We start from the raw sequence: 14906 nt of genomic DNA, 5'->3' as shown, positions 1-14906 counted from the left end.
TTCTAAATATACTTCGCCAACAATTGTAGGACCAAACCTATTTCCTCTTTGGAATTAAAACTATGTATACAAAATCTTAGGCGCTCTTGGCCCTCTGGTACAGTAGGGGAAAGAATTGCCTTTACCTCAAAACCATCGTCCCCTAGTTTTTTTGAAACGGCCTTAACTTTTTTATTACTGGGAAGCACACAAGACTGAATCGCATTATTACTAGCTATAAAATGCTTGTTCAATCCCTTTGCACTTACCTGGTTTTTAAAAAACTCAATATTCTCCATTAATTTAATCCTGGAGTTTTCTCCAATATCATTGAAAAAGGAGTGTGAAGCAATAATCGTAGCCAAGGTATGTGGCGTTAAGGCTGTCGTATAAATAAAAGGTCTGGCAAAATTGATAAGATAATCCCTTAATTCATTTGAACCCAAGATTGCGGCACCATGACAGCCAATGGCCTTGCCAAAAGTAACCGTTCTGGCAAAAACATCATTTTCAATACCCAATTGAGGCACTAAGCCCTCTCCATTTACCCCTGTTGTACCCACAGCATGGGCTTCATCAACGATTAAATAGTAGTCGTTCTGTTTTGAATACTGTATGAAGGCACTTAAATCTGGGGTATCCCCGTCCATTGAAAAGACACTTTCCGTTACAATATAAATGTTGGCCTCTTCCACGTTTTTATTTCTGTTCAATGCTAGGTCTACCTTTTGCCTTAAATCGCTTAAATCATTATGGGAGAAACTATAGGCCTTAGCATTACTCAAACGTATGCCTTCTCTAATACTTGCATGTATGAACTCATCATAAAAAATAAAGTCGCCACGTTGGGGAACGGCACCAAAAAATCCAATATTGGCATCATAGCCCGAATTAAAAACCAATGCGTTATCAGCTTTGTAAAATGAAGTCAATAAACTTTCCAATTGACCATATAATTTGTGGTTGCCAGAAAGCAAGCGAGACCCGGTTGATCCATTTGAAGCCACCTCCTCCTTTAGCAATAGTTGAAAGGTTTTGGAAAATAAATTTTCATCTCTGGCAAACCCCAAATAATCATTTGAGAAAAAATCAATTGAGCCATTTGAGGAAGATAAAGTCCTGAAAGTATCTTCTTTTTTCCGGTTTTCTAATAGCCTGGAGAGTTTTGTGGGAAATTCAGTCATATGACAAAAAATCTTTATGCTTATTTACACACATAATTACAGAATTTGTCAATGATTTTTACCAAAATCTGTAAATCATTTAAAAATTAGTCACTTTTGATATCTATATAGTGTATATTTTTTATAATATTCTGATTTATAATTGTTTAAATAAAAGTAAAAAATCATAAAGTTAAATTAAACTTTGATTTGAAACATATTTTATCGAGGTTTAGATTTATCTTTGCCGCCTTTTTAAAAGGAATTTTCTTACATTAAATAAAAGGGAACTCCATCTTAACTGTTTCGTATGAAGTCTAGCATTGGAGATATTAGAAGATTGGCGATTTTGGATACGCTAGAAATCATGGATTCAAGTCCAGAAAAAATTTACAATGACATCACTGCACTGGCTGCATCAATGTGCAATTCCCAAATTAGCCTTATTACATTATTAGATGACAAAAGACAATTATTTAAATCACATCATAATCTTGATTTTCATCAAACGCCCTTGGAGGTTTCATTTTGTAAATATCTAATCAAAGAGGATATCGACCAATTAATTGTGGAAGATGCCAAAGAAGACGAGAGGTTCTCTGATAATCCTTTTGTGTTGAATTACCCTCATATTTCCTTTTATGCAGGTGTTCCCTTAATATGGTCCAACGGAACCCGTCTAGGTTCTTTGTGTGTCATGGATAAGCAGCCCAAAAAGCTTAGCGGTCAACAAATAAAAGGATTAAAAACGCTTGCCCAGCAGGTTATCCATTTGTTGGAATTGCGTAAAACAAAAAAAGAAGTTGAAAAGAAAAATGAAGAACTTGAAAAAATTATGAATTCTTCATTGGACATTATCTGCACGATTGACAGAAATGGTACTTTTTTAAGCGTAAACAGTGCTTGCAAGAAAATTTGGGGGTATAGTCCTAATGAATTAATTGGAAGAAATTACATAGATTTTGTTTATAAGGAGGATAGACAAAAAACAAAAAAATCATCTGAAGCAACTTTTTCAGGTAAGGAGACTTTAAATTTTGAAAACAGATATTTACATAAAGATGGCTCACTGGTGTCCTTAATGTGGTCTGCAAATTGGAATAACCAAGATGGAATAATGTACTGTGTAGCCAGGGACATTACGGATAGGAAGAAAATTGAACACCAACTGGAACATAGTGAACGGCGATTCAAATCTTTAATACAAGAAGGCAGTGATCTTATAGCCATTTTGGATGAACAAGCGAATTACAAATATGTAAGTCCAACATCCACCAAAATTTTGCAAATCAAGCCAGAGGAGTTTATTGGGACCAATGCCTTTGATTATATACATCCCGACGACCAAGCTTCTGTATATAATAGTTTCAAGGAAATTTTAGAAAAATCTCAGATAAATATTGAGCCTTTTAGGTTTAAAAATAAGAATGAAGAGTGGCGATGGGTAGAGACCATAGCAACCAATCAAATGAACGAGCCTTCTTTAAAAGGTATTGTGGCAAATTCAAGAGATGTAACGGAGCGCATTTTGTATCTTAAAGCAATTGAGGAACAGAATGTTAAGCTTAAGCAAATTGCATGGACACAATCCCATGTTGTTAGGGCTCCGGTAGCTAGATTAATGGGGTTGATAGAATTAATCAAGGATAATGAGCTTTCTTTCGAAGAAAAAGATGAAATATTGAATTTTATTATAAAATCTGCCCACGAAATAGACTCCATCATTAAGGAGATTGTAGAAAATTCATTCTATAATATAGAATTGAAAAATTCAAAATAAGTAAGCACTTCATGCTTGAATATAATGGCCGAGATTTGTAAAATTACTTAAAAACCATAGCCGCATCATTTATTCAAAACTAAATCTATTTCCTGCAATGTCCTGAAATCTTAAATGACTATTCACAAATGGGTATGTACAATTGCAGGGTAATTAGGATCAGATTCTGAGAAAGTGAGGACTTAAACATATTTAGAGATCAAAATAGATAGCATAAGCTTTATTATATTAGCTAAAAAGTTATCTATGCGTTACTTCATCCTATGTTTGTCTTTCTTTTTGTACCTAAATGTACTATCCGCCCAAAGCAATTCGTATACCATTTCCTTTGAAAATGCCGTACATCATGAGGCAAAGGTAAAAGCTACCTTTCCAAATATTGACCAGGATACATTATCCGTACGCATGAGCCGATCTTCTCCCGGTAGATACGCCCTTCATGAGTTTGCAAAAAACGTATATGGTTTTAGGGCATTTGACAGCAAGGGTAATCCTTTGGAAATAGTTCGCCCAGATCCCTACCAATGGAAAGTCTATGGACATGATGGTACGGTAAAAATAGAATACCTTTTATTTGCCAACAGAGGTGGTGGTACCTACTCGCAAGTGGACGAAACACATGCCCATTTGAATATTCCCGCTACTTTTATGTTTGCACCAAGTTTGGAGGAAAGACCGATCGAAGTCACTTTTGATACAAGAGAAGATTTGAATTGGAAGGTTGTCACGCAACTACACTTGGTTTCAGGTACCACCTATACGGCACCCAACTTGCAATATTTTATGGACAGTCCCACGGAAATCAGTGATTTTGGTAGAAGGGAATTTAATGTAGACGGACAAACAATTCAGTTTGTTCTTCACCACAACGGAACGGATGAGGAACTGGATACCTATTTTGAAAAGGTAAAAAAAGTGGTCTTGGCAGAAAAAGAGGTATATGGTGAATTGCCCAATTTCGATTATGGCCGATATACTTTTCTAGCCTGTTACATCCCAAATGCATCGGGCGATGGTATGGAGCATAGGAACTCCACCATACTTACCAGCACCCGAAGTTTGGCCGATGGTGGAATGGAAGGTAATATTGGAACCGTATCCCATGAGTTTTTTCACGCTTGGAACGTGGAAAGAATACGACCACAAAGTTTGGAGCCATTCGACTTTGAAGAAGCGAATATGAGTGGGGCCCTATGGTTCGCCGAAGGTTTTACGAGTTATTACACAAACCTCATACTCTGTAGGGCGGGATTAATGGCGCCTGAGGAATATATAGAAGGTCTAGCGGGAACGTTCAATTATGTATGGAACTCACCGGCCAGACAATTTTTCAATCCCATAGAGATGAGCTACCAGGCACCTTTTGTAGATGCCGCCACTTCGGTCGATCCTGTCAACAGGGAGAATACGTTCATTTCCTATTATTCGTATGGTAGTGTTTTGGGCTTGGCCCTAGACCTTGCCTTAAGGGAAAAAGGATTGAACTTGGATGGGTACATGAAACTTGTTTGGGAAATATTTGGTAAGACCCAAATTCCCTATAAAATAAAGGACTTACAAAACACATTGGGCGAATATGCCGGAAAGAAGTTTGCCGATACTTTCTTTAATTCCTATATCTATAAAAGCGAAATGCCCAATTACAAAAACCTTTTTGAAACAGTAGGGGTTCTTTTAAAGACGAATCCAGAAGTCGCCTATTTTGGTGCTTATGCCGCTCTGGACGGTGACGGTAATGGAGAAATAAAGTCCAACCCTACAATCGATAGTCCAGCTTATATCGCCAATCTGGATAAAGGGGACATCATTACCGCCATTAATGGAGAACCTTTTCCGGATGGACAACAATTTGATGCATATTTATTACAGTTTAAACCCGGTGACGTTCTAAAAATTGAATTTGAAAGATTTGGAAAGCCAAAAACAACCCAAGTAAAATTGGTTTCCAGTCCCACCTATGTAATTTCTCCTTCGGAGAAAGAAGGGGATGAATTGACAAAAAAGCAACGCGATGCCCGGAAGGACTGGTTAAAGCTGAAATAGATGGATATACACTACTGTCGCGCCACATCGGACGTGGAACTGCATGGCATCTTGGCGCTTCAACAAAACAATACACCAAGTTTCCTTTCCGATGAAGAAATGTTAAAGGAGGGGTTTATAACCATAATTCATTCCTTTGAACTATTAAAAAGGATGAATGTGGATTGCCCGCATATCATCGCTAAAGTTGATGATAAAGTCAAGGGATATGCCCTCTGCATGACCCGAAAATTTAGTACCGATATTCCTTTACTTGCCCCCATGTTCAAAATGGCGGATATTCTCTTGGCCGGAAAAAAATACCTGGCTATGGGACAAATCTGTGTTGCCAAGGAATTTAGGGCCCAAGGTGTTTTTAAAGGCATGTATACTTATTACAGACAAGAACTTGAAAAAGACTACGATGGATTGGTAACCGAAGTGGCAACAAGCAACCAGCGTTCCCTAAATGCCCATTTAAGCGTGGGATTTGAAATACTTCAAACCCATGTTTCTGAGGACATTTCTTGGGAACTGGTCTATTGGGATTGGAAATAATATTTCCTTTTTACAGTATTTTATTATTGTTTTTCAATAATTATTTTATATTTGTTATTGTTAAACAATAATTTTTAATATGAAAATGTTCGGTTCAAAATCAGTCTCAAGTTATTTGTTCTATGTTTTCCGTTTTGCGTCACTTTGTAGCTTTATCCTATTACTTTTCATACTACTATCCTTTTTATTCGGCAATTATGAAGTACAGGATGGGCGCTTTACCATTCCATTCCCATTGTTTTCTTACTTTGACATTAAGGGCGTTTATAAAACTTCCATCATAACGAGCATCACACTAATTTTAATTTACAGTGGCGGATTTCTTTACAGTTTGTCAATGATTTTGAAATCATTCAAGTCGGCAGTTCTTTTTAATGAATCGGCCCTTCGACATTTAAACATACTGGCAATCATCAATTTACTGGTTTTCCCAATAGTATATTTATCGTTACGACTCGTAATCCTGAATATTTCAATAATGAATGGAATCCATAATTTGATTCTCAGTTTAATATTCGGTGTGTTTTTACTCTTTGTTGCCGCAATTTTCAAAAGAGGACTGAAAGTTCAAAATGAAAACGATTTAACAATTTAACATGGGAATCGTTGTAAACTTGGATGTCATGTTGGCAAAACGGAAAATGAAGAGCAAGGAACTTGCTGAAGCCATTGATATAACGGAAGCCAACTTGTCCATCTTAAAATCTGGAAAAGCAAAGGCCATTCGGTTTTCAACTTTGGAGGCGATTTGCAGGGAACTCGAATGCCAACCCGGGGATTTGTTGGAATATTCAGAATAAAAAAACCGTCCGCACTTCGACTTATCTCAGTGACCGGACGGTGTTATTTTTTATTATCAGCGTTTTTAATCCGCCAAAACAATTACTTTATTATCCTTTAGCTCAACAGTACCACTGGAAATCTCCAATACGGTATTTCCGTCCTGATCTTTTGTGAATTTGGAAGCAAATTCCTCATCCAAATTCATATTTCCCTGAACCTTTACCTTTCCTTCCTGTAAAAGGGAAACAATAGGTGCATGATTTTGCAACATTTGAAACTCTCCGTTGATTCCGGGAACGGTTACAGAAGTTACTTCTCCAGAAAATAAAGTTGCCTCGGGTGATACAATTTCTAAATACATATTTTTTAGTTGTTGGTTGTTGGTTGTTGGTTGCTAGTCCAGGATACCAAAACTATCAACCAACAACCAGCAACTAGTTATGCTTCGGCCAACATTTTTTCACCAGCTTCAATAGCTTCTTCGATTGTTCCTTTTAGGTTAAAAGCAGACTCTGGCAAATGATCTAACTCACCGTCCATAATCATATTAAACCCTTTTATGGTCTCCTTAATATCTACCAATACTCCTGGTATACCCGTAAACTGCTCGGCAACGTGAAAGGGTTGGGAAAGGAAACGCTGTACACGTCTAGCTCTACCTACCGCCAACTTATCCTCTTCTGATAATTCTTCCATACCAAGGATAGCAATAATATCCTGTAGCTCCTTATATCGTTGCAGCAACTCTTTAACACGTTGTGCACATCCATAATGGTCTTTTCCTAAAATTTCAGGCGTTAATATCCTAGAGGTAGAGTCCAATGGATCTACCGCTGGGTAGATACCCAACTCAGCAATCTTTCTGGAAAGTACCGTTGTAGCGTCCAAGTGGGCAAAAGTAGTTGCGGGAGCCGGATCCGTTAAGTCATCCGCAGGTACATAAACCGCCTGTACCGATGTAATGGAACCTCTTTTAGTAGAAGTAATACGCTCCTGCATAGCACCCATCTCGGTAGCCAATGTTGGTTGGTAACCCACCGCAGAAGGCATACGGCCTAAAAGTGCCGAAACCTCTGAACCTGCCTGTGTAAAGCGGAAGATGTTATCTACGAAGAAAAGAACGTCCTTTCCTTGACCTTCACCAGAACCGTCACGGAAATATTCAGCAATAGTCAAACCGGAAAGCGCAACACGAGCACGAGCTCCAGGTGGCTCGTTCATCTGTCCAAAAACGAAAGTCGCTTTGGAATCCTTCATGGCCTTTTTATCCACTTTGGACAAATCCCATCCACCTTCTTCCATGGAATGCATAAAATCATCACCGTATTTAATAATTCCGGATTCCAACATCTCACGAAGTAAATCATTGCCCTCACGAGTTCTTTCTCCTACACCGGCAAAAACAGAAAGACCACCGTGTCCTTTGGCAATGTTATTGATCAATTCCTGAATCAAAACCGTTTTACCTACACCTGCACCACCAAAAAGACCAATCTTACCACCTTTTGCATAAGGCTCGATCAAATCGATAACTTTAATACCGGTAAACAATACCTCTGTAGAAGTAGATAAATCTTCAAATTTTGGAGCTTCCCTGTGAATGGGCAAACCATCCTTACCTGATTTGGGCAAATTACCCAATCCATCGATAGCATCACCGATAACATTGAACAAACGTCCATAAACGTCATCACCTATAGGCATTTGAATCGCTGCACCAGTAGCAACTACTTCAGTTCCCCTACTTAATCCATCCGTAGAGTCCATGGAAATGGTCCTAACTGTATTTTCACCAACATGCGATTGAACTTCCAAAACCAATTTTGAGTTATCCTTATTGGTAATCTCCAAAGAGTCGTAGATTTTAGGAAGATCATCTCCCGACTGAAATTCTACATCAACCACTGGTCCAATGATTTGCGAAACTTTACCTGTAACTTTTGACATTACTAATCTGATTATATATTACTTTAAAAATATCTTAAAAGATGCTCTGATTTTCAGGCTGCAAAGATATGCCTTTCCCTTTTAAACAAAAATTGTTTTTTTGGGTTTTTTACAAAACAAAAAAGATGCACTAAAATGCATCTTTTTTGTTACTTCTTCACATTTATATCTTATTGAAGCGTTGGTGAAAAGTTCGTCGGATAATCGCCAACATTGACCAAGTTACCAGAATCTTCAAAATTTGAGCCATAAGTGGCATCAATAGCCTTCATAAATTCATTGGCCAATAAAGCGTATCCCCTAGCCGTAGGATGAACTCCGTCCAAGGAAAATGCGCTCCCTACGACCAAGTTAGAGGTCAATGTATAATCGCCACTAGTAATTCCCCCATTGGCAAGCTGTTCCAATAAACCATTGGCATCCACCAAAGCGAGCCCTGCTTGGCTTGCGGAAGCCGATATTATTTGATTAAAGGCTGTTGTTGCAGTAGCAATCTCGGTTTGTTCCTCTGGTGTCAGGACCCATTTATCCGCCAAGGGTAAACTAATACCTTCAACGGAAAACTGTCCAGCCAATGTTGCCGATAAGCCCTGTCCTACCAGTGCGCCTGCAGCTTCCATGTTCACCGTTCCTATGACATTACTACTGGGCAGTACGAAAAGGTCCTCGTCCGTGGCCTGTCTAGCCTGTCCGTAGGTTGAACCCAAAAGGCCTGCCACTAATGGTGCAGCTTGTGGTGGAAGACCAAATTGTTGTACAAAGGTTGGAAAACCAGGATTTGCGTTCAAAGCTCCTGTTATCTGGGCCGATAAATCAGTTAGACTTTCATCATAAATGACTACCGGACTAGCTTCGCTCGTGGAGAAGGTAATTATTCTTTCAGTAGCCCCCAAAGCGGTAAAAATTTGGTTCAAAGCTCCAAATATGGTATTCAGCGTTGGTATTTGACCAGCAAAATCTGGATTAGTAGGGTCCAATGGATTATAAGGAACCGTTGTAAAATGGGGAATACTCGTTACATTTGGTATATTGGCTACGACACCTTGTGCGCCACTTGAGGTCAAGGTTTGTATTAGCGCGCCGTAGGTATTTTGAAATCCTACTCCTGGAGGGCCATCAACGGGAGTTATGGGATTTGTACCATCTCCCCCGGATAAAGCATATCCCAGAACATCATTGTTTCCAATCCAAAGGGTAAAGAAAGTAGGAGATTGGCTAACTGCCATCTCCAAAACACTAATATCTGGAGTAGAACCCGTCATCCTTACAAAATACGGATTAGCCAAACCTAAAGAAACATTGGCCAAATTACCATAACCTGGAGCCAACAGATGAAAGCTTTTGGCACCAGGTACCCCTAAATTATTGAAGGGCCCTGATGGATTGTTTAATACGATATCAGTCCCAACAGTAACAGGGCCAATGACGGATTCAAGTGGGACTGGACCAGAACCTCCAAATACCAACCGTGGTCCTTGAATACGTTCGCCACCGGCGGCCAATCCACCAAGATTATCGCTTGTAAGTGGCTGAATAAAGTCTCCACCACCTACTATGGCAAATTTTTGGGAAAGTATATTAGGTATGGAGAAATTTTGACCTGCCTGAAATAAAGCCCCATCGGTAAAACCAGCAGTTAAGGAATTTCCCAAGGAAATATAGTTCGAAAAATCCGCTGATCCTGCCGTAAGTTCCGGTTTGGCATCGGGTTCAATAATTGGGTCCAAATCTACATCCTCTGGGTCGTTACAATTTGTAAGGACCAATAGGAGGGAGGATAAAAATATATAGGTTATTTTTTTCATTTCTAAACGAAGTTTAAAATTCATTTTTAGTTGTTAATGGTCCAAGATAGGTAGTACATAGAACCAATAAATCCGGTCCCAAACGCAGTAAAGTATTCATCGCCCAATAAATTATTACCACCGATCTTAAAGGTAGATTTAATACTAGGCACTGAATAATTGATCTGTGCATCCACAACGTGGAATTCTGGAATAGCCCCATTACCAAAGGTAGCCTCCCAATAATAATCGTCACTGAAGCGATAATTCACATTGAAACCAAAATTCTTGAACAGTTCTGCATTACCAAAGGAAGCCTTGAACTGATGTTCTGGTGTGTTAAACCCAACTTGAAAATCGGGATTGGCCACTCTATCAAAATCTAACTTGGCATAAGTATAACTTCCACTTAGGTCAAAATTCCCAAGAACCTTAGCGGTTAGACCCAAAGAGGCACCATAAGAATTGATATTCACATCTGAATTAGTATAGGCCTGATAGGTCTGGAAATCACGATTGGAAATGGCTGCCACGGACAAAGATCCATCGCCGACTGTACCATAATATGGAGCTACCACATTCTCTGGTGCTAAAAAGTTACTGTAGCTATTATAATAAGCACTAAAATCAATTACAAGTTTTTTGACCTTTCCACGATATCCAACCTCTACTGATGTCACCTGTTCAGGCTGAACCACATCAGGGTTAGCTACCTCCAAGTCTGCCGGGTTTCCCGTTTCTGATAACCTCAAAACAGATTCCGCAGAGTAAGAATTTTCATAAGCGGCCCTACCTGTTTGTTCAATGCTCGAGGGCTGCCCTAATAATTGACCACCTCCACTAACCTCAAATGTCCTTTGATACCTGTCCAAGTTATCCGGCGCTGCACCCACCAATACGGCTCTACCTGCATCCAAACCAATAAAAAGGTCCTGTGTTGTAGGGTTCCTAAAACCTGTTTGTATGGATGCCCTAATATTATGGTCTCTATTTAAAGAATACCCTGCAGAAAATCTAGGAGAGAAAAATCCATCAAAAAATTCATTCTTGTCATAGCGGACGGATGCCGTTAGCTTTAAACTTTTCTCATCTGCCATTTCAATTTTCTTTTGAACCTGCGTATAAAGTCCGTACTCGGAATAATCAATTGGTCCATCTGCATCGGTGTAAATAGTTCCGAAGGAATTAAGGCTATATTGTCTAAAGGACCCGCCTATTTGAACTTCTGCCCAATCCCATAAATGACCAAAATTATAATTGGCATCTGCATGATAGTATTTTGAAGCATCCCTAAATTGCGAACCTTGTGAAAGGTCGGGATTCTTAATTACTCTATTGAAGGCCGATTGAAATTCTGGGGTACCGGGCAAATACCTGCCTGATTCTGCTTGGGCTCTAGCTGCTGCGTGTGCCTGCTCTTCTGTAGCTCCAGCCAAAGTGGCCTGCACAAAAGTACCAGCATACTCCCCAAACCAAGTATTATCATCCTTCCAAGCCCTATTGATGTTGATTCCCGTAAATACCATATCATAGGAATCCCCTGCTTTATCCGAAACTACATAACCCCTTAGAAAAAAGTTATCGTTCCTTAGTTCCAATTTATGTTGTTCTTAGAAAAAATTAGCAATATTATATCGGTTTGTTCCTTGGTAAATGGTATTTCCAGTACCTATTTTACCTACATATGAAAGCTCCAGGTTACTTCCTTCAATGGGTCTATAATAGAGACCCCAATCAGATTTTATACTTCTAGCAGTATAATTGGTCAAATCGCTTTCATTGTAACCTGTTCGGCTAACTTCTACTGAGGGAACCAAGGCGTTCGCTCCTGCAGGCAGGATTCCCAATCCCTCCAAGGTTACAGCAACATCCTTAATATCCGTAGAAACTTCATCACCATAGACATTAATACCGTCATAATTTAAGGCATCCCTTGTACGACCTGGCACAAATTTGTCCACTGTACTTGTTGCCGCCCAGTCTGTACCATCCAAATACCCAAAATTCCACTTAATGGCGAACTTATCACTGAACTTATGGGCCGCTCGCACCCCTACATCTGTATATGAATTGGTACCAGCAGCTTCTTGGGATGTAACACCTTGTTTTACGGAAACACTAATACCTTGGTAATCAAAAGGGCTTTTACTTCGCATAAATAAAATACCATTAAATGCATTGGCGCCGTATAGAGCCGATGATGCCCCGGGCAAAAGTTCCACACTTAGGACATCTGTTTCAACCATACCCACCAAATTACCAATGGGAAAGTTCAAAGCAGGTGTAGAATTATCCATTCCGTCTACCAATTGCATAAAACGGGTATTCGCAAAAGTTGCAAAACCTCTGGTGTTTACAGATTTGAAAGTCAAACTATTCGTGTTTACATCGACTCCCTTTAAATTCTCCAGTCCTCCATAAAAATCAGCGGAAGCGGTATTCTTAATAGTTTCTATTCCCATTCTTTCCACAGTTACCGGGGATTCAAAAATCCTTTCCGGTGTTCGGGAAGCAGAGATAACAACTTCATCCAAAAATGTTTGGGCTTCTGAAAGCACCACTCTTACCGTTTGATCGGTTGAAGTAATATTTTCAAGTCCATCAGTGTAACCAATGCTTGTAATACTTAACTGAAATGGAGGAACTTCAGAAGTCTGCAACACGAAATTACCGTCAAAATCGGTAGTTGTCCCAATTGCCTTGCCCACAATGACAATATTGGCCCCGGGAATAGGTTCGCCATTTTCATCAACGACGTTTCCATTGATTGTAGTCTGAGCAAAACTTGTCGCTCCAAATAAAATCAATGCTAACAGTAGTATTGTTCTCATTCTAGATTTGAGTTAAAATTTTCGCAGATGAAGATACAGATAATTTTAAACGAAATATAGGAATTTGAAAAAAATTATGCGTGCATAGTATTATTTTAATAAAATCAAAGGCCTTTTTTAAGCGTTCCCATAATTTGGAAGCAAAAAAGGGCGCAAAACTGCGCCCTTTTACTTTACTATTTTTTTGAATTTATTCTACAGTGACCGATTTCGCCAAGTTTCTGGGCTGGTCAACATTACACCCTCGCATTACTGCAATGTGATAGGAAAGCAATTGAAGAGGAATTGTTGTTAACAAAGGTGAAAGACTTTCCAACGTTTCTGGAACTTCAATCACATGATCTGCCAATTCCTTTACTTGCTCATCACCTTCGGTTACAATGGCAATGATCTTTCCTTTTCTGGATTTTATTTCCTGGATATTACTGACCACTTTTTCATAATGTCCCTTTTTGGTGGCAATCACGAATACGGGCATATGCTCGTCTATCAATGCAATAGGTCCATGCTTCATTTCAGCAGCGGGATATCCTTCTGCATGTATATAACTGATTTCTTTTAATTTCAACGCACCTTCCAATGCCACGGGGAAATTATACCCCCTGCCCAAATACAGGCAATTAGTCGAATCCTTGTACACATCTGAAATAATTTCAATCAATGGATTGGCTTCCAATGCCCTTTCAACCTTACTGGGTATGGTTTCCAGTTCGGTAAGGAATTCGTGGAATTCCGTTTCTGAAAAAGTCCCTTTCTCCTTTGCCAATTTTAACGCCAGCAACGTCAATACCGTTATTTGGGTGGTAAAGGCTTTTGTAGAGGCCACTCCTATTTCCGGTCCGGCGTGTGTGTATGCCCCAGCATCTGACTCGCGAGCTATGGAAGAACCAACTACATTACAAACACCAAATACAAAGGCTCCTTTCTCCTTCGCCAATTTTATAGCCGCTAAAGTATCGGCTGTTTCTCCTGATTGGGAAATGGCAATAAGTACATCCTTTTCCGTAATTACAGGATTTCTATATCTAAATTCCGATGCATATTCTACCTCAACAGGAATTCTAGCTAAATCCTCAAAAATATATTCCGCTACAAGACCTGCATGCCAAGATGTACCACAGGCAACAATGATAATCCTATTGGCATTCATGAATTTTTCCAAATTTTGGTCTATTCCTGCCATTCGAATAATTCCTTGGTCCGCAAGTAGCCTTCCTCTATAGGTATCCTTTATAGCCCTGGGTTGTTCATATATTTCCTTCAACATGAAATGATCATAACCTCCTTTTTCTATTTCCTCCAAATTCATTTGAAGTTCCAATATTCTTGGGTAGGCTACCGCATCATTTTTAATCTTCCTAAGTTTTATCTCTTTTCCAAGTCTTACAATCGCCATTTCCTCATCTTCGAGATAGACCGCATTGTTGGTAAACTCAATAAATGGCGAAGCATCTGAAGCTATAAAAAATTCGTTCTCGCCAACACCAATAGCCAATGGACTACCTAATTTAGCAACCACAATTTCGTCCGGTTTTTTTCTGTCAAAAACAGCAATTGCATAAGCACCTACTACCTGATTCAAAGCTATTTGTACGGCTTGGCCCAATTTAACATCCTCAGTTTTCTTAACCTCTTCAATAAGGTTGACCAAAACCTCAGTATCCGTATCCGAAGTAAAGGTATATCCTCTTTTGGTCAGCTCTTTTTTTATGGATTCATAGTTTTCAATGATTCCATTATGGATAATAACCAAATCCCCAGAATTGGAATAATGTGGGTGGGAGTTCACATCATTTGGAACCCCATGTGTGGCCCATCTGGTATGGCCTATACCAATAGTACCCTCGTTGGAAATACTATTAGCTTTATTCCTTAAATCCTCAACCTTGCCTTTTGTTTTAACAAGATTAATTTGATTCCCATCAAATAAAGCGATACCGGCACTATCATAACCTCTGTATTCTAGTCGCTGTAATCCTTTGATGATTATTGGGAAAGCATCCCTATGACCAATGTAGCCAACTATTCCGCACATATTCTTGTAATTTTATTTTGAAAA

Annotated in this window: 10 protein-coding genes and 1 pseudogene; 5 read left to right on the top strand and 6 right to left on the bottom strand. The window is 39.2% G+C overall.

Going from position 1 to position 14906, the window contains the following annotated elements; all coding sequences use genetic code 11:
* Positions 1 to 2 precede the first annotated feature (2 nt).
* Entirely contained in the window at positions 3 to 1163 is a 1161-nt protein-coding gene (locus CJ263_RS09650) for an aminotransferase class I/II-fold pyridoxal phosphate-dependent enzyme (protein WP_094997073.1), read from the bottom strand.
* Positions 1164 to 1452: 289 nt separating this feature from the next.
* Between CJ263_RS09650 and CJ263_RS09645 the strand changes: the two genes are divergently transcribed.
* From CJ263_RS09645 to CJ263_RS09625, 5 genes are all read left to right on the top strand, one after another.
* Entirely contained in the window at positions 1453 to 2922 is a 1470-nt protein-coding gene (locus tag CJ263_RS09645) for a PAS domain S-box protein (protein ID WP_094997072.1), read from the top strand.
* A 246-nt stretch (positions 2923 to 3168) separates the two neighbouring features.
* On the top strand, positions 3169 to 4965 hold the full coding sequence (locus CJ263_RS09640; RefSeq protein WP_094997071.1) for a M61 family metallopeptidase: 1797 nt from the start codon (positions 3169 to 3171) through the stop codon (positions 4963 to 4965).
* Positions 4966 to 5502 carry a GNAT family N-acetyltransferase gene (locus CJ263_RS09635; protein ID WP_094997070.1) on the top strand — a complete coding sequence of 179 codons (537 nt, stop codon included), beginning with the start codon at positions 4966 to 4968 and terminating at the stop codon, positions 5500 to 5502.
* 79 nt (positions 5503 to 5581) lie between these two features.
* On the top strand, positions 5582 to 6097 hold the full coding sequence (locus tag CJ263_RS21445; RefSeq protein WP_094997069.1) for a DUF2975 domain-containing protein: 516 nt from the start codon (positions 5582 to 5584) through the stop codon (positions 6095 to 6097).
* A 1-nt stretch (position 6098) separates the two neighbouring features.
* Positions 6099 to 6302, top strand: coding sequence for a helix-turn-helix domain-containing protein (locus tag CJ263_RS09625; RefSeq protein WP_094997068.1), 204 nt, complete (start codon positions 6099 to 6101; stop codon positions 6300 to 6302).
* 65 nt (positions 6303 to 6367) lie between these two features.
* Here the strand turns inward: CJ263_RS09625 and CJ263_RS09620 are convergent, their stop codons facing one another.
* The 5 genes and pseudogenes from CJ263_RS09620 to glmS all read right to left on the bottom strand — a co-directional run bounded on the left by CJ263_RS09620 (position 6368) and on the right by glmS (position 14882).
* The gene (locus CJ263_RS09620) at positions 6368 to 6646 is read right to left on the bottom strand and encodes a F0F1 ATP synthase subunit epsilon (RefSeq protein WP_094997067.1); all 279 of its coding nucleotides are present in this window, start codon (positions 6644 to 6646) and stop codon (positions 6368 to 6370) included.
* Positions 6647 to 6723: 77 nt separating this feature from the next.
* A complete protein-coding gene (gene atpD / locus CJ263_RS09615; RefSeq protein ID WP_094997066.1) occupies positions 6724 to 8232 on the bottom strand; it encodes a F0F1 ATP synthase subunit beta in 1509 nt (502 codons plus the stop codon).
* 170 nt (positions 8233 to 8402) lie between these two features.
* The gene (locus CJ263_RS09610; protein ID WP_094999195.1) at positions 8403 to 10037 is read right to left on the bottom strand and encodes an SGNH/GDSL hydrolase family protein; all 1635 of its coding nucleotides are present in this window, start codon (positions 10035 to 10037) and stop codon (positions 8403 to 8405) included.
* Positions 10038 to 10063: 26 nt separating this feature from the next.
* Positions 10064 to 12847, bottom strand: a pseudogene (locus CJ263_RS09605) (TonB-dependent receptor).
* A 190-nt stretch (positions 12848 to 13037) separates the two neighbouring features.
* Positions 13038 to 14882: a glutamine--fructose-6-phosphate transaminase (isomerizing) gene (gene glmS / locus CJ263_RS09600; protein ID WP_094997065.1), complete on the bottom strand. Its 1845-nt coding sequence runs from the start codon at positions 14880 to 14882 to the stop codon at positions 13038 to 13040.
* Positions 14883 to 14906 lie beyond the last annotated feature (24 nt).

Origin of the sequence: Maribacter cobaltidurans (assembly GCF_002269385.1) — a bacterium.
Taxonomy (GTDB): domain Bacteria; phylum Bacteroidota; class Bacteroidia; order Flavobacteriales; family Flavobacteriaceae; genus Maribacter; species Maribacter cobaltidurans.
Note: the sequence above shows the minus strand (reverse complement) of the source record. Positions and strands in the feature narration are given on the sequence as shown.